We start from the raw sequence: 16,272 nt of genomic DNA on the forward strand, positions 1-16,272 counted from the left end.
GCGGCGCCTAGAAGGTCAGCCGCACCGTGCCGCCCCAGGTGCGCGGGTCGCCGAGTTGCGCCGAGATGAGGCCGGTGTTGCCCGGCGTGACGGCGAGCGATTCGAAGTAGTTGCGGTCGAACGCGTTGCGCACCCAGGCGAAGACGTCGAAGCGATCGTTGCGGATGCCGACGCGGAAGTTGTGGATCGAATAGCCATCGATATCGGTGTAGATCGAGCGCGACGCGTTGGACGAGAATTTCGAGCGGTAATTGGCGTCATAGCCGACATAGCCCTGCGCTTCCTGCCCGAAGACGATGCCCGGCACGTTATACTCGCCGCCCCATGAAAAGGCCCATTTCGACAGGCCCGGCAGCCACTGGCCCGAGACGTTGCAATTCGCCGGGCTGTTCGCCCCCGGGGTCGCTGCCGGACCCGGCGGGGTGCCGGTGCCGCCGCCGGCGAGCTCGGGCGGGCACGGCGCATCGACGAAGCGGACGAACTTGCCATCGGTGTACGCACCGCTGACATAGCCGCTGAACCGGTCGGTCGGGCGGACCGAGAAATCTGCCTCGACGCCGCGCACGCGCACCTTGTCGGCATTGGCAAGATAGCCGCGCAGGACGTTGCTGCCGCTGACGTTGCTGATCACGCTCGCCTGGAAATCCTTGATGTCGGTCCAGAAGCCGGTGACGTTGAGCGTCGCGCGGCGATCCCAGAACTGCGATTTGACGCCGACCTCGAAGTGGTCGACCTTCTCCGGATCGATCTGCGCGACGTCGAGCGCGGGAAGGCCGCTCGGCAGGCTGGGCACACCGTTGAGGTTGATCCCGCCGGTCTTGAACGATCGCGCATAGGTGGCGTAGCCGAGCACGTCGGGCGCGACCTTGTACGACAGGTTCAGATCGTAGGACAGATTCCAGTCGCTGAACTTGGGCTCGAAGAATTGCGAGGCCTGCGTGCCGCGCTGCGCCGCGATCCAGGGATCGTTGTAATAGGCGCTCGCCGGGTCGTTCGAGACAACGCGCCGCGTGCCGTCCGACGCGGTGCCGGTGACGATCGAGTTATACAGCCCGTCCTTCTTGTCGTAGTTGAGGCGGATGCCGGGAGAGATCGTCAGCGCCTCGGTCGGATGCCAGTTGAGCTTGCCGAACGCCGCGACGCTGAGATTGTCGAGCCGGATGTCGTTTTCCGCGAGCAGTCCGTTCAGCACCGCCGGGTTGCGCGACAGCGCGCTGCCGGGCGCGAGCAGCCACGCGCTGCCCGCCGGGCCCGTTTCCTGCACCCCGCTGGTGCGAATTTCCTGATAGAAGCCGAACGCGCCGACGACGAAATCGACCTTGCCCGCGTCGTAGGCGTAGCGCAGTTCCTGCGTATACTGGTTTTGCTTGGTCGGGTTGTTGACGCGCGTGTAGACCGGCAGGCCGGTGAAATCGCGGTCGTTCTTGGGTCCCCAATCCCAGTAGCGCCACGCGGTGACCGACGTCAGCGTGCCGTCGCCGACGTCCGCCTCGGCACGCAGCGACAGCCCGCCCATCTCGTTGCGCGCGGCCAGCGCCGCGTCGAGATCGGTCCGGCGATCGAACGGATCGGTGCTCGGCACGCGATAGCCGGGGAACAGCGCGGTCAGCGCGGCATATTGCCGGTTGGCGGCGCGCTGCGTCGTGCCGACGCGAGCGTAGATCTGGCCGCAGCAGATCGGATCCTGCAGGTTGTAATCGCCCGACAGCGTCAGCCGCAGCCCGTTCATCGGCTTCCACAGCAGCGATCCGCGCACCCCCAGATTATCCTGCGAGTTGATCCACTGGTTGCTGGTGACGTTGTAGATCGTACCGCGGCGATCGGTGGTGGACACGCTGATCCGCGCGGCTAGATCGTCGGTGATCGGGCCGGAGACCGACGCCTCGCCCTGTTTGAAGCTGTAGTTGCCGAGCGACACCTCGGCCTTGCCCTCGTAGTCGAAGCTCGGCGCGCGAGTGGTGATGTTGATCGCGCCGGCGGTGGTGTTCTTGCCGTAGAGCGTGCCCTGCGGCCCGCGCAGCACCTCGATCTGCTCGACGTCGACGAAGTCGAGCGTCGCGGCGGCGATGCGGTTGTAATACACCTGATCGATGTAGATTCCAACACCCTGTTCGAAGCCGTCGTTGGTAAGGCCGAACGGCGCGCCGATGCCGCGGATGTTGATGAACGTGTTGCGCGGATTGGTGGAGAAGAACTGCAGCGACGGCTGCAGCTGAGTCAGGCGGTTGACGTTGTAGGTGCCCTGCGATTCGAGCGTCCCGGCGTCGATCACGCTGATCGCGATCGGAACGTCCTGCACGTTCTCCGCCTTGCGCCGCGCGGTAACGAGGATGTCGCCGCCGTTGGTAGCGGCGGGCAGGGTCGTGGCGGTGGTCGCCACCTGAGGCTCCGCCGTCACCGTCGCGGGTGCCGTGACCGCTGCCAGCGTCACGGGCGCGTCGCTGGCTTGCGCCGCCGCATTGCCGGCGACGACCGATCCGAGCGCACTGCCTACTAATAGCACCGCGATCCGGTTGCGCACCATCGAGCATCTCCTTCGTCTTATTCCTATTCAATGGATAGGAATACACAACTGAGGGTCGGCGCCAATATTAGAAGCGCTTTGCCGCGTCCGAAGCGCAGCTTCTTTAGGCAGCGAACGGCGATCGTTGGCGGCGGCTTGGCGCATCGCGCGCGCGCGCCTATCTGCCGCCGCCATGGCTGCCCCAATTCTCGCGTACGAAGACCTCGGCCTCATCCAAGGCGCTGGCTGGCTGTTCCGCCACCTCAATTTCTACGTCGGGCCGCGCGACCGTCTGGCGCTGATCGGGCGCAACGGCGCGGGCAAGACGACGCTGCTGAAGCTGATCGCCGGCACCGTGGAGGGCGACGAGGGCCGCCGCACGATCGTGCCGGGCACGCGCGTCGTGCTGCTGGAGCAGGACCCGAACCTCGCCGGCTTCGCGACGCTCGCCGACTATGTCCTGTCGGGGAGCGATGCGCCCGAGCATTTCGAGGCGGCCGCGATCGCCGACCAGCTCGGCATCGATCTCGGCCGCGAGGCGGCGACCGCATCGGGCGGCGAGCGGCGCCGCGCCGCGATCGTCCGCGCGCTGGCGCAGGATCCCGACGTGCTGCTGCTCGACGAGCCGACCAACCACCTCGACATCGGCGCGATCGAGTGGCTCGAGGAATGGCTCGGCCGGTTTCGCGGCGCGTTCGTCGTCATCAGCCACGACCGCACGTTCCTGACGCGGCTGACCAAGCAGACGCTGTGGCTCGATCGCGGCAACCTGCGGCGCGCCGAAGTCGGCTTCGGCGGGTTCGACGCCTGGACCGACCAGGTCTATGCCGAGGAGCAGCGCGCGGCAGAGAAGCTCGACGCCAAGCTCAAGCTCGAGGAGCATTGGCTGCAGCGCGGGGTGACGGGACGACGGCGGCGCAACCAGGGCCGGCTGACCAAACTGAAGGAGATGCGTGCCGAGCGCGCGGCGATGATCGGGCCCCAGGGTGCGGCGGCGCTGTCGGTGGGCAGCGACGACAACAAGACCAAGATCGTGATCGACGCCGCGCATGTTTCCAAGGAATATGACGGCCGCACGATCATCCGCGACCTGACGTTCCGCGTCGCGCGCGGCGACCGCATCGGCATCGTCGGGCGCAACGGCGCGGGCAAGACGACGCTGCTGAAGCTGCTGACCGGCGAGATCGAGCCCGACAGCGGCGAGGTGAAGCTCGCCAAGACGCTCGACGGGATCGTGATCGACCAGCAGCGGCGACTGATGGCGCCCGACAAGACGGTGCGCGAGGTGCTGGCCGACGGCGGTGACTGGATCGAGGTGATGGGCGTCAAAAAGCACATCCACGGTTATCTCAAGGAATTCCTGTTCGATCCCAACCTGACCGAGGCGAAGATCGCGTCGCTATCGGGCGGCGAGCGGTCGCGCCTGCTGCTGGCGCGCGAGTTCGCGCGGCCGTCGAACCTCCTCGTCCTTGACGAGCCGACCAACGACCTTGATCTCGAGACGCTCGACCTGTTGCAGGAAGTGATCGGCGACTATGGCGGCACCGTGCTGATCGTCAGCCACGACCGCGACTTCCTCGACCGCACCGTCACCGTGACGCTCGGGCTCGACGGATCGGGCAAGGTCGACGTGGTGGCGGGCGGCTACGAGGATTGGGAACGGCAGCGCGCGCCGAGGATCGAGGCGAAGAAGGCCGCCGCCAAGCCGGCGGCCGCCGCGCCCGCCGCGGCACAGGCGAAGACCAAGTTCAGCTACAAGGACCAGCGGGACTATGATCAGCTTCCCAAGCGGATCGAGGCGCTCGACGCCGCTATCGCGCGCGACGAGGCGCTGCTCGCCGATCCCACGCTCTACGTCCGCGATCCGGCGGGGTTCGATCGGCTGATGAAGGCGATCGCCGTGGCGCGCGACGAGAAGGACGCGGCGGAGATGCGCTGGCTGAAGCTTGCCGAGCAGGCCGAAGCGCTCGGCTGAGCGGCTATAGCGCGGTGCCCGACCGTCCGGCGAGGTCGACGACGTACTGCCACGCCACGCGTCCCGAGCGGCTGCCGCGCCGCGTCGCCCACAGCAGCGCGTCGGCAGCATCGAACGTCAGCCCGTAACGCTCGGCATAGCCGCGCACGATCGCGAGATAGAGCGGCTGGTCGACGACATGGAAGCCGAGGCTGAGGCCAAAGCGATCGGCGAGCGCGAGCTGATCGTCGACTGCATCGCGCGCATTGATCGCGCTTTCCTGTTCGTGGATGTCGCGTGGAATCAGATGGCGGCGGTTCGACGTCACCACCAGCCGGGCGTTCGCCGGCCGCGCCTCCGCGCCGCCTTCAAGCAGCGAACGCAGCGTGCGCGCGTCGGACGCAGCGTCGAACCCGAGATCGTCGAGGAAGAGGACGAAGGCGCGCGGCGCGGCGGCGATCGTATCGAACAGGGCGGGCAGCCCATCGAGCTGGTCCGCCGCCACCTCGACCAGCGCAAGATCGCCGCCTTCGCGCTGCACCGCGCCGACGCACGCCTTGACCAGCGCCGACTTGCCCGTGCCGCGCGCACCCCACAGCAGCGCGTCCTGCGCCGCGTGCCCCGCCGCCAGCCGCTCGAGGTTGGCGAGCAGCGCGGCGCGCTGCGCCTCCACCCCGTGGAGCAGATCGAGCGGCAGCGGCGCGAAGGCGCGCGCGGGCGCGAGCGTGTTAGCGCGCCAGACATAGGCGGGATGCGCGCGCGGGTCGGCGGGCGGCGGCGGGGGCGGCGCGAGCCGTTCGAGCGCGGCGGCGATACGGGCGAGATCGTCCATGGTCGCGCGTGCTAGGATGCCGCCCCGCCCCGCGCAACGCCTGCTACAGCGCGGCGAGCAGCGCCAGCGCGGGCTTGCGATCGAGGAATGCGGGGTCGGCGAGCGCGCGCGATATCGCCTGCCGCGCCTCCGCCCCCCGGCCGAGTTCCGCGAGCGCCTGCGCGAAGTGCCAGCGGATGCCGGCGTGCTGCGGCGCGAGCGTCGCGGCCTTGGCGAGCAGCGGCAGCGCGGCGCGCGCGTCGCCCCCTTCGTACAACGCCCAGCCATAGGCATCGCACGCCGCCGGGTTCATCGGCACCAGCCGATGCGCCGCGCGGGCGTAGACCAGCCCGGTATCGGCGTCGCCCGCCCCGACATAGGCGTAGCCGAGTTGCGCTAGCACGACCGCGTCGCGCGTGCCGACGTCGGCGCGCAGCCCTTCCAGCGTGTCGATCGCGGCGTCCCAGTCGCGCACGCCGAGTTGCAGATTGGCGAGCGCGCGGCGGGCGACGATGCTCTGCGGGTTCTGCGAAAGGTACAGCGCGAGCGCCTCCACGCCGAGCCGCCGTTGCCCGGCCCGGTCCGCCGCGTCGGCGAGCCGCAGCAGCGTCGGCGCGTCGAAGCGCAGGTCCGCCGCGCGACGATAGGCGGCGAGCGCGGGCGCGAACTGCCCCTGCGTCGCATAGACGTCGCCGGCGAGCAGCTGCGCGTCGGGCACGCCGGGCGAGACGGCGGCGATGCCCTGCGCCTCGCGCAGCGCGGCCGCGCCGTCGCCGGCATCGAGCAGGCCGCGGATGAAGGCGACGGCCGCGCCGGGATCGCCCGGGGCCGCGGCGACGGCGTTGGCGAGCACTGCGACGCCATTGTCGCTGCCGAACGATGTCGGCCCGGCGAGCGCCGGCCGCGCGGCACGATCGAGGAAGCGCGCCGCCCAGTCGCGCGCGCCCTTCGCCTCGAACGCGCGCGCGACCAAGCCGAGCGTGTAGCTGTCCGCGTCGCGGCGGGTGGCGACCGGTTCGAGCACGTCGAGCGTGCCCTGCGCATCGCCCGAACGAAGCAGCGCGGCGCCGAGCAGCCGCCGCGCGACGAGGTTCATTGGCTGCCGCGCGACGACCTCGCGAAAGCTCGCCACCGCCTGTTCGTAGCCGCCGTCGGCATAGGCGAGCAGGCCGGTGAGCAGGACGGCACCCGTGTTCCCGCTCGCGCCGTTCATCCGGCCGAGCATCGCGCGGGCGAGATCGCGCTTGCCGGCGCGCGCCGCCATCACCGCCTGGAGATACAGCGCCTGCGGATCGCCGGGTCGCGCGGCGAGCGCGCGCCTAGTCGCGCCGAGCATGTCTGCGTAGCGCCCGGCGTCGCCCGCGGTCGCGGCATATTCGATCAGCGCTGGCTGATAGTAAGCATCCCGCGTCAGCGCCCGCTCGAACCACGGCAGCGCGGCGACGAGGCCGAAGCGGCTGCGCACCAACTGCCCGACGAGCACCGTCGCCGCGAGGTTCGCCGGATCGAGCGCGAGCGCGCGCTGCGCCGCGGCGCCGCCGGCGCGCACGTCGCCGGCGTCGAAGCGAATGCGGCCGAGATCGGCGAACGCCGCGGCGTCGCGCGGGTTGGCGGCGACGATCGCCTGCAGCGCCCGCGTTGCGCCCGGCACGTCGCCCTTCGCGGCGAGCGCGCGTGCGGTCACGCGTCGGGCGTAGCCGGCGTAGCGCGGCGCGGCGCGCGCGGCTTCGGCAATGGCACGATCGGGATCGTCCTGCGCTAAGAAGGAATCGGCGAACAATTGGTGCAGCCGTGCGGGCGCGACGCCGCCCTGCACCGCGCGATTGAGCGCGCCCTCGGCGGCGACACCCTCGCCGAGCAGGAGGTAGACGCGGCCGAGCACCGCGCTGGCGATCGCGCCATCGAGACCCTTGCTGGCGACCAGCGCGTGATTGCGTGCCGCGCTGTAGTTGCCGCGGTCGAGTGCGGCGAGGCTGGCCGATAGCGCGCCGCGCGGATCGGGCGCGGCGGCGCGGCGCGCGAGCAGCACGATCCCGCCGAGCAGCAGGCCGGCGAGCGCGAGCCCGGCAAGGAGTCGCAGCGCCGCCGCGGAAAGCCATGCCGGGCGCGCTAGGCGGCGCGGCGCACGGCGCCGGCCGCGCAGCATCGGGTAGCGGCGCGGTTCCTCAAGCATGAAGGTCGTAGCTCTTGAGCAGGTCGTACAGCGTCGGGCGGCTGACACCGAGCAGCCGCGCGGTCTGCGAGATATTGCCGTCCGCGCGCGACAGCGCGTGGCGGATCGCCTGGCGATCGGCGCGCTCGCGGATGGCGCGCAGGTTGATCGGCGTGTCGGCGACATCGTCGAGGTCGAGATCGGCCGCGGTCACGAGCTTGCCGTCGGCCATGATAACCGCGCGCTTCACGCGATTTTCAAGCTCACGCACATTGCCCGGCCAGCGGTGCGAATCGATTGCGGCGCGCGCATCGGGCGCGAGGCCAGCGACCGCGGGGTTCATCGCCTTGGCGTAGCGCCGCACGAAATGCTTCGCGAGCAGCGCGGCGTCCCCGGGTCGCTCGGCCAGCGTCGGAATACGCACGACGATCTCGGCAAGGCGATAATAGAGATCCTCCCGGAAGCTGCCATCGGCGACCATCGCGTCGATATCGCGGTGCGTCGCGCAAACGATACGCGTGTCGACCGCGATCGGCTTGCGCCCGCCGATCCGCTCGATCACGCGCTCCTGCAGGAAACGCAGCAGCTTTACCTGGAGCGGCAGCGGCACGTCGCCGATCTCGTCGAGGAACAGCGTGCCGCCGGCGGCCTGCTCGATCTTACCCTCGACGGTCTTCACCGCGCCGGTGAAGGCGCCCTTTTCGTGCCCGAACAGCTCGCTCTCGAGCAGCGTTTCGGGAATGGCAGCGCAGTTGATCGCGACGAACGCGCCGCCCGAACGGCGCGACGCGTCGTGCAGCCCGCGCGCTAGCAGTTCCTTGCCCGTGCCGCTCGCGCCGAGCAGCATCACCGACACGTCGGCCGGCGCGACGCGCTCGATCGTGCGCATCACCTTGGCCATCTCGGGCGCGGCGGTGACGAGGCCGCCGAGCGCGGGCGCGGCGCCGCTCGCCGCCAGCCGCCGGTTCTCCTGCTCGAGATCGCGGACGTGAAAGGCACGCGCGACGATCAACCCCAATGCATCGATATCGATCGGCTTCTGGTAGAAATCCCACGCGCCGTCGGCGATCGCGCGCAAGGCGCTCTCACGCGTGCCGTGTCCCGAGGCGACGATCACCTTGATATCGGGCTTGAGCGCAAGGATCTCGGCGAGCACCGCGAACCCCTCGCTGGTGCCATCGGGATCGGGCGGGAGGCCGAGATCGAGCGTCACAACCCCCGGCTCCTCCGCGCGCAACGCCTCAATCGCGCTGGTGCGATCGCCCGCGACGATCACCTCATAGCCCTCGTAGGCCCAGCGCAGCTGGCGCTGCAGTCCCAGATCGTCCTCGACGATCAACAGCTTGCGCGAACCCGTCATGCCGCCATTCCCATCATCGCACCGGCCGGCGGCGCGAGCGGCAAGGTGATGCAGAAACGCGTCCCCTCCCCCTCGCGGCTTGCCACGCCGATCGTGCCCCCCATCGCCTCCGCCAGCTGCCGCGCCTCGAACGCCCCCAATCCGAACCCGCCGGGCTTGCCGGAGACGAACGGGCGGAACAGCTCGTCGCGCACGAACGCCGGCGTCATGCCGCAGCCGCGATCGGCGACGGTGATCGTCGCCGCCCCATTTGCCGCCGCGATCGCGAGCGCGACGGGTGCGTCGGGCGCGCTCGCCTCGATCGCGTTCTGCACCAAGTGCGTCACCAGCGTCTCGAGCGCGACGGGATCGGCGATCGCCGCCACGCCGGCGTCGCCGCTCACCAACACCGGATGCTGCGCGCGGCGGCCGTCGGCGATGCGCTGCGCGATCCCCAGCAGCGGCACCGCGCGCGCCGGCTCGCCGCGGCTGCCGTGATGCTGCGACAGCTTGGCGAGCAGCGCGTTCATCCGCTGCGAGGAATCGGTGAGCGTCGCGACCATGTCGGCGCGGAACGCCGGATTGTCGGCGTGCCGCTCGGCATTGCGCGCGACCAGCGTCAGCTGGCTGACGAGATTCTTCAGGTCGTGCATGATGAAGGCAAAGCGGCGGTTGAATTCGTCGAAGCGCTGCGCGTCGGCGAGCGCGGCGTGGGCGCGCGCCTCGGCAAGATAGCTCGCCGCCTGCCGCCCGGCGACGCCGAACAGGTCGAAATCCTCCCAATCGAGCGCGCGATCGATCAGCGGGCGGTGCAGCACCACCGCGCCGGCGAGGCGGTCGAAATGCAGCAGCGGCACCACAGCCCATGCCGTCGTACTGTCGCGCAGCCAATTGCCCACCGCTGCCGCATCGGCGGGATCGGCGGTGCCGGCGCGTACCGCATCGATATCGATGATCCGCGCAGTCGCGGCGAGATGCGAGAACAGCGCGGCGTCCGGCTCGGGCGGCAGCGGGGCGTCGGGCCAAGCCCAGTCGGCGCCCGCGCCGAGTGCCGCGCCGTCAGGCGCCAGCAGCGCGCCGCCGGGCGACCCGGTGAGGTCGGCGATCGCCTTGATGATGCGCCGATCGAGCGAGGCGAGTTCGGTGCCGGGCGCTCCCAGCGTCTCGGTGAAGCGCAGCCATTCGCTGCGGTAATCGTAGCGGTGGCTGAACAGGTGCTTCGCCACCTGCACCTTGACCCAGGCGCGCACCCACGGCGTCGACACGATCGTCATCAGCGCCGCCGCGGTGCCGAGCACGAAGGCGGTCTGCACGACCCGCGCGTGATCGCCGCCGAACGCCGCGATCACCGCCATCGCGAGCCCGGTGACGACGACGTAGAGCCCCGCCGTCACGATCGACAGCGATTGCAGCGCGACGGTGCGCGACACCTGCAGCGTCCATTCGCCGTCGCGCTGCACGGCAAGACCGAACAGCGGGGCGAGCGCCACCATCACCGCGCCGCGCGCATCGACCAGACCGGCAGGCCATCGATCGGTGAGCCAGGCGCCGGCATAGACCGCAAGATCGACGCCCCACATCAGCGTCAGCGCGATGCCGACGATCCGCATGCCGCCGCGCGCGCGCCACGACGGCCCGGCGCGCAGCTGATGGACAAGGACGAGCGCCGCCGCCGCGACAAGCATCCGCAGCGCGACGCGAGTATAGCTGAGCGCGGACAGCGCCGCCCGGTCGGCAACGGTGGCCGAGGCGAGCGCCAGGATCGCGCAGAAGACCACGACGATCGCGACGGCAGCGTAGACGCCACTCACCCAGCGCAGCGGCGCGTGTCCGCCGCCGCGCCGCGCCAGCGCGTACATGAACGCCAGCCACGCGAGGTTGCGCACCGATTCAGCGACGCGGGCCGCGACGTCGCGGCTGTCGATCCCGGCGACGGCGAGCGCCCACAGGCCGGTCGCAATCAGCGCGGCGATGAAGGTCGCGCGCGGCAGCCCCCCGCCAACCGTACGAATCTGCGCCAGCGCGAGCATGCCGAACAGCAGCGCGGCAAGCGCGTGCGTCCACAAGGTCAGCGGCGCGGTGGTCACCTCAGCGCGCGCCCGCCGGCCACAGCACGACGCGCAGCGTCTGCAGCAGGATCAGCATATCGAGGAAGGGCGAGTAGTTCTTGGCGTAATAGAGGTCGTATTCGAGCTTGTGACGCGCATCCTCGATCGACGCGCCATAGGGATAGTTGATCTGCGCCCAGCCGGTGATGCCCGGCTTCACCATGTGGCGTTCGGCGTAATAGGGCAGCTGATCCTCGAGCTCGTGCACGAATTGCGGGCGTTCGGGGCGCGGACCGACGAAGCTCATCTCACCCTTCAACACGCTCCAGCACTGGGGCAGTTCGTCGATCCGCACCTTGCGGATGAAGCGGCCGATGCGGGTGACGCGCGGATCGTCCTGCGCCGCCCAGACGGCGCGGCCGGCGACTTCGGCATCCTGCCGCATCGAGCGCAGCTTCAGGATGTCGAACGCCTCGTTGTAGAGCCCGACACGGCGCTGGCGGTAGAAGGCGGGGCCGCGGCTTTCGAGCTTGATGGCGATCGCCGTCACGAGGATGACGGGCAGCGCGAGCGCGAGCAGCAGCGCGCTCGCCACGACGTCGAACGCGCGCTTCGCCATGCCGGATAGGACGCGCCCCGACGCGAACCCGTCGGAGAAGATCAGCCACGAGGGATTGACGCTGGCGAGATCGATCCGCCCCGTCTCGCGTTCGAGAAAGGTCGAGATCTCGTTGACATGGACGCCCGTCGTCTTGACGCGCAGCAGGTCCTTCAGCGGCAGCGCATTGCGGCGTTCCTCGATCGCCAGGACGACCTCGGTCGCGCCGCGCTCGACGACGAAGGCGGCAAGATTGGGGATGTCGGCGCGCGGCACGGCATCCTCGATCGCGAGCGCCGGCTCCCCCATCGCGACAAAGGCGGCGACGACGAAGCTCGATCCGGGCATCGGCTCCAGCGCCTTCAGCCGCGCCGCGCGGTTGCCTGCGCCCAGCACGACGATACGCCGCTTGAAACGCTCGCCGCCCAGCATCCGCCCGAACAGGATGCGCGCAGCGGCGAGCCCGCCGATCGCGAACAGCATCGCGTAGAACAGGCTCGATCGCCACAGCGTGACGGTCGGCAGGAAGAAGTAGAGCAGGCTGAGGAAGATGATGCCGAGCGATACCGCGACGATCAGCCGCATCACCGCCTGGCGCGTCGAAACCAGCACGTCGGCCTGATAGGCCCCCACCGCCACCATCGCGACGAACAGCGGGGCAGCGAATCCGAGCAGTTGCGGCGTGCGCGTCCATACTGGCTCGGGGATCATGTCGATCTGCCAGGCACGCAGCAGCCATCCGAGCTCGGCCGCCAGCAGCAGCAGCAGGACATCGATCAACCCCAGCAGCGCGACCGCGTTCGGGACATAGTGTTTGAAGATCCTGATCATTCGCGCAACGCCCGTCCGTCCGTTCGCCCGATCTGTAAGACAATCCGACAGGCACGGTGTCGCAGCAAATGGCAAAGAAAGGCTGAACGTCGATACGAACGGATCGAAATCCGCGGTCGCGTGTTAGGCGCTCGGGGCGCTTTTAGGATCACAAAGGCGAGTTACGCTGGTTCTAGCCGGAGCAGCGACCATTAAACGTGGGGAATATACCAATGTCGTTGATCGTTCCCGTCATCCTTTCCGGCGGGTCGGGAACCCGGCTGTGGCCGATGTCGACGCCCGAGCGGCCGAAGCAGATGCTCGCGCTTACGGCGGATCAGACGATGCTCCAGCTTACTGCCACGCGCGCCGCCGGCGAGCGGTATGACGCGCCGATCGTCGTCGCCAATGCGCGGCACACCGAATTGATCGAGGATCAGTTGGCGGCGATCGGCGTGCGGCCGCAGGTGCTGATCCTCGAGCCCGTCGGGCGCAATACCGCGCCCGCGATCGCGCTCGCAGCACTGGCAGCGCCCGATCCGGCGGCGCCGCTGCTCGTCATGCCGTCCGACCACGTCATCGGCGATGTCACCGCTTTCCAGCAGGCGATCGAGGCGGCGCTGCCGCTGGTCGAGGACGGCTGGCTCGTCACCTTCGGAATCACCCCCGACGCGCCCGAGACTGGCTACGGTTATATCAAGATCGGCGCGCCGATCGCGTCCGGTGTGCACCGCGTCGATCGCTTCGTCGAGAAGCCGCCGCGCGACGTCGCCGAGGCAATGCTGGCGAGCGGCGATCACGCGTGGAACGGCGGCATCTTCCTGTTCCGCGCCGACGCCTTCCTCAACGCGCTGGCGCAGCACGAGCCGACGATGCTCGACGCGGTACGCCGCTCGCTCGCGCAAGGCGATCGCTCGGGCGCGCGGCTGCACCCCGCCGCCGCCGCCTTTGCCGAGGCGCCGAGCGAATCGATCGACTATGCCGTGATGGAGAAGGCCGATCGCGTCGCGGTGGTGCCGGTGGCGATGGGCTGGAACGACGTCGGCAGCTGGGACGCGCTGCACGCGATCAGCCAGGCAGATGATGCCGGCAATGCGTTCGGCGGCGAGGTGATCGCGGTCGACACCGCCAACTGCCTCGCGCGCAGCGACGGCGCGCGGATCGCGATGGTCGGCGTCAGCGACCTGATCGTCGTCGCCTCGGGCAATGACATTTTGATCCTGCCGCGCGGCCGCAGCCAGGAGGTGAAGAAGCTGCTCGAGGCGATGAAGGGCTGATCGACGCGCGACGCGGGCTGTGACATTCCCGCCACGGCACGATGCGGCGCGGTGACGGCTATTCACAGGCTGTTCAATCGCTTGGGGCTATGCGAGCGGTGATGAGGATGTGGTTCGCCCTGCCCCTGTTGCTCGCCGTGTCACCGGCCGCCGCCCAGCCGGGCGACGGGCAGCGCGACGGCGTGGCGGCTTGGCGCGCGCTCCGCGAGGGCCGTATCCTCTCGATCCGCGAGATCGAGAAGCGCGTCGTACCGACGATGAAGGACGCGCAGTATATCGGCTTCGATTTCGAGATGCCGAGCGCGGTCTACACGCTGAAGTTCCTGCGCGACGGCACCGTCATCTGGGTCGATGTCGACGGCCGTTCGGGCCAGGTGATCGGTCGTACCGGCAAATGAACGTGACTGTCGCGGCGCGGCGGGGGATGCTAGTCCGCGCCATCGAACAAGGGAGTGAGCATGCGCGTCCTGATCGTCGAGGATGAGCCCAATCTGGGCCAGCAGTTGAAGAATACGCTCGAAGGCGCGGGCTATGCGATCGACCTCGCCACTGATGGCGAGGAAGGCCATTTCCTTGGATCGACCGAGAATTACGATGCGATCGTGCTCGACCTGGGGTTGCCCGAGATCGACGGGCTGACCGTGCTCGATCGCTGGCGCAAGGAGGGCAAGGTGACCCCCGTCCTCGTCCTCACCGCGCGTGACAGCTGGTCGGACAAGGTCGCCGGACTCGATGCCGGTGCCGACGATTACGTTGCCAAGCCGTTCCAGACCGAGGAACTGATCGCGCGGCTGCGCGCGCTGATCCGCCGCGCGTCGGGCAACGCCTCGTCGGAACTCACCGCGGGCGACATCCGTCTCGATACGCGCTCGGGCAAGGTCACGCGCGCCGGCGAGCCGGTGAAGCTCACCGCGCAGGAATACAAGCTGCTGTCATACTTGCTGCATCACAAGGGTAAGGTCGTCAGCCGTACCGAGCTGATCGAGCATATCTACGACCAGGACTTCGATCGCGATTCGAATACGATCGAGGTGTTCGTTACGCGCATTCGCAAGAAACTGGGGCAGGACGTGATCACCACGATCCGCGGGCTGGGTTACAGCCTCGAAGAGCCCGCGTAGAGATCCTCGGCTCGCGGTTCTTCCCACAGGCCGATGCGCTCATACCCCGCTCCGCGCCAGCCATCGTCGACGCCGGGTGCGGCCTGCACCAGCGATGGCGGCGCGGCATAAGCGGGGATGATGCCGGCGACGGTCCACGAGGCGAGCAGGAAGCCGCCGAGCAGGCTGACGAACAGGCCGCCGAGGAACAGGACGGCGAACAACGGAAAGGTACGCGACACGACTGGTCTCCCTTCGGTTGCGTCAAACAACAGTAAATCATGATGGTTCCGAAGGAAGACGAGAGCGCCGTGCGCGCGCCGATCACGCATTCAGGCTCGCTGACGCGGCGGATGATCGTCGTCGCCGCGCTGTGGATTTCGCTGCTGCTGGCCGGCGGCGGCTTCGCACTCGACCGCGTACTTACCTCCGCCGTCACGCAGAACTTCGACGACCAGCTCGAATACGTCCTGCGCTCCCTGCTCGTCTCGGCAGAGATCGGCCCGGAGGGCGAGGTGGTGTTCAACCGCGAGCCGGCCGACCAACGCTTCCTCGAGCCCTATTCGGGGCTCTACTGGCAGGTGTCGGCCAAGGGCCGCGAGGCGTTTCCGTCACGCTCACTGTGGGATCGCCAGCTCGCCTACGGCTTGGTTCACGACGATCGCGCGGTGCACACCTATGACAGCCGCCAGTTCGGCGCGGAGAAGCTGCGCGTCGTCGAACGCGACGTGAAGCTGCCGGGTTCGAACGTGCGCTGGCGGTTCCAGGTGGCGCAGAGCCGTGACGGGCTCGACGCGCAGATCGGCGCGCTGCGGCGGACGCTGGTGCGCAGCTTCCTGCTGCTCGGGCTCGGGCTGATGGTGCTCGCCGCGTTGCAGACCTTCTACGGCCTGCTGCCGCTGCGCCGCCTGCGGCTCGAGATCGCGCGGATGCGCGGCGGGCGGATCAACCGCGTCGCCGGCCCGCTGCCGCTCGAGGTCGCGCCGATGGTGGAGGAGCTCAACGCGCTCGTCGCGCACAACGAAACGCAGGCGGAGGAGGCGCGCCGCCACGCCGGTAACCTCGCGCACGCGCTGAAGACGCCGCTGACGGTCATCATGAACGCCGCCACCGCGCAGTCGGACGATCTGGCAGATACCGTGGTGCGCGAGGCGCGCACGATGCGCCGCCAAGTCGACCACCACCTCGCCCGTGCCCGCGCGGTCGGTCGCCGCGGATCGGCGCATAGCCGGGCGGAAGTGTGGCCAAGCGTCGAATCGGTCGAGCGCGCAGTGCAGCGGCTCTACCCGCACGTGCGCATCGACATGGACGGGCCGAAGGACCTCGTCGCACATATCGAGCGGCAGGATCTCGACGAGATCATGGGCAATCTGGTCGAGAATGCCGCGAAATATGGCGGCGGCAGCGTCTTCGTCACCGTCGGCGCCCAGGCCGGCTTCGTCGAGATCATGGTGGAGGATGACGGCATGGGCATCCCGGAAGAAGACCGCATCCGCATCTTCGATCGCGGCGTGCGTCTCGATACCGGCAAACCCGGTACCGGCCTCGGCCTCGCCATCGTGCGCGATGTCGCGGAAATCTACGAGGGCACCGTCAGCCTCGAGGAGAGCGAGGATCTGGGCGGGCTGCTCGTCCGGCTGCGGCTGCCGATGGCGGGCTGACGCGGCAGGGTTTGGGGCG

12 protein-coding genes are annotated in these 16,272 nt (G+C 69.2%); 5 read left to right on the forward strand and 7 right to left on the reverse strand.

The window, feature by feature from the left end; genetic code table 11:
* Nucleotides 1–7: 7 nt before the first annotated feature.
* Complete coding sequence (locus tag F1C10_RS09530; RefSeq protein ID WP_258042822.1) at nt 8–2,524, reverse strand: TonB-dependent receptor; 2,517 nt, start codon at nt 2,522–2,524, stop codon at nt 8–10.
* A 172-nt stretch (nt 2,525–2,696) separates the two neighbouring features.
* Between F1C10_RS09530 and F1C10_RS09535 the strand changes: the two genes are divergently transcribed.
* A complete protein-coding gene (locus F1C10_RS09535) occupies nt 2,697–4,478 on the forward strand; it encodes an ABC-F family ATP-binding cassette domain-containing protein (protein ID WP_185205717.1) in 1,782 nt (593 codons plus the stop codon).
* Nucleotides 4,479–4,482: 4 nt separating this feature from the next.
* On the opposite strand, the gene F1C10_RS09540 is transcribed toward F1C10_RS09535, so the two are convergent.
* Genes F1C10_RS09540 through F1C10_RS09560 form a run of 5 tightly spaced genes read right to left on the reverse strand, consistent with a single transcriptional unit; the run spans nt 4,483 to nt 12,236 of the window.
* Nucleotides 4,483–5,289, reverse strand: a complete 807-nt coding sequence (locus tag F1C10_RS09540; protein WP_185205718.1) for an ATP-binding protein — start codon at nt 5,287–5,289, stop codon at nt 4,483–4,485.
* A gap of 43 nt (nt 5,290–5,332) precedes the next feature.
* The gene (locus F1C10_RS09545; protein WP_185205719.1) at nt 5,333–7,441 is read right to left on the reverse strand and encodes a tetratricopeptide repeat protein; all 2,109 of its coding nucleotides are present in this window, start codon (nt 7,439–7,441) and stop codon (nt 5,333–5,335) included.
* The gene (gene prsR / locus F1C10_RS09550; protein ID WP_185205720.1) at nt 7,434–8,780 is read right to left on the reverse strand and encodes a PEP-CTERM-box response regulator transcription factor; all 1,347 of its coding nucleotides are present in this window, start codon (nt 8,778–8,780) and stop codon (nt 7,434–7,436) included. Before prsR ends, F1C10_RS09545 begins: the two co-directional genes overlap by 8 nt.
* Complete coding sequence (gene prsK, locus F1C10_RS09555; RefSeq protein ID WP_185205721.1) at nt 8,777–10,846, reverse strand: XrtA/PEP-CTERM system histidine kinase PrsK; 2,070 nt, start codon at nt 10,844–10,846, stop codon at nt 8,777–8,779. The genes prsR and prsK overlap by 4 nt, the downstream gene beginning before the upstream one ends.
* A 1-nt stretch (nt 10,847) precedes the next feature.
* A complete protein-coding gene (locus tag F1C10_RS09560) occupies nt 10,848–12,236 on the reverse strand; it encodes a TIGR03013 family XrtA/PEP-CTERM system glycosyltransferase (RefSeq protein WP_185205723.1) in 1,389 nt (462 codons plus the stop codon).
* Nucleotides 12,237–12,505: 269 nt separating this feature from the next.
* Between F1C10_RS09560 and F1C10_RS09565 the strand changes: the two genes are divergently transcribed.
* The 3 genes from F1C10_RS09565 (at nt 12,506) to F1C10_RS09575 (ending at nt 14,613) form a co-directional block, all read left to right on the forward strand.
* Nucleotides 12,506–13,492 (forward strand): mannose-1-phosphate guanylyltransferase, encoded by a 987-nt coding sequence (locus tag F1C10_RS09565; RefSeq protein ID WP_258043152.1) that lies wholly within the window; start codon nt 12,506–12,508, stop codon nt 13,490–13,492.
* Nucleotides 13,493–13,593: 101 nt separating this feature from the next.
* The gene (locus F1C10_RS09570) at nt 13,594–13,890 is read left to right on the forward strand and encodes a hypothetical protein (RefSeq protein WP_085808865.1); all 297 of its coding nucleotides are present in this window, start codon (nt 13,594–13,596) and stop codon (nt 13,888–13,890) included.
* A 60-nt stretch (nt 13,891–13,950) separates the two neighbouring features.
* Nucleotides 13,951–14,613, forward strand: a complete 663-nt coding sequence (locus tag F1C10_RS09575) for a response regulator transcription factor (RefSeq protein WP_085808866.1) — start codon at nt 13,951–13,953, stop codon at nt 14,611–14,613.
* Here F1C10_RS09575 and F1C10_RS09580 read toward each other — a convergent pair.
* A complete protein-coding gene (locus tag F1C10_RS09580) occupies nt 14,589–14,834 on the reverse strand; it encodes a hypothetical protein (RefSeq protein ID WP_185205727.1) in 246 nt (81 codons plus the stop codon). The two genes, F1C10_RS09575 and F1C10_RS09580, sit on opposite strands and share 25 nt — an antisense overlap.
* 111 nt (nt 14,835–14,945) lie before the next feature.
* On the opposite strand from F1C10_RS09580, the gene F1C10_RS09585 reads away from it, so the two are divergent.
* Entirely contained in the window at nt 14,946–16,253 is a 1,308-nt protein-coding gene (locus F1C10_RS09585; RefSeq protein ID WP_185210169.1) for an ATP-binding protein, read from the forward strand.
* The last annotated feature ends 19 nt before the right edge of the window (nt 16,254–16,272 follow it).

Origin of the sequence: Sphingomonas sp. NBWT7 (assembly GCF_014217605.1) — a bacterium.
Lineage (GTDB): Bacteria > Pseudomonadota > Alphaproteobacteria > Sphingomonadales > Sphingomonadaceae > Sphingomonas.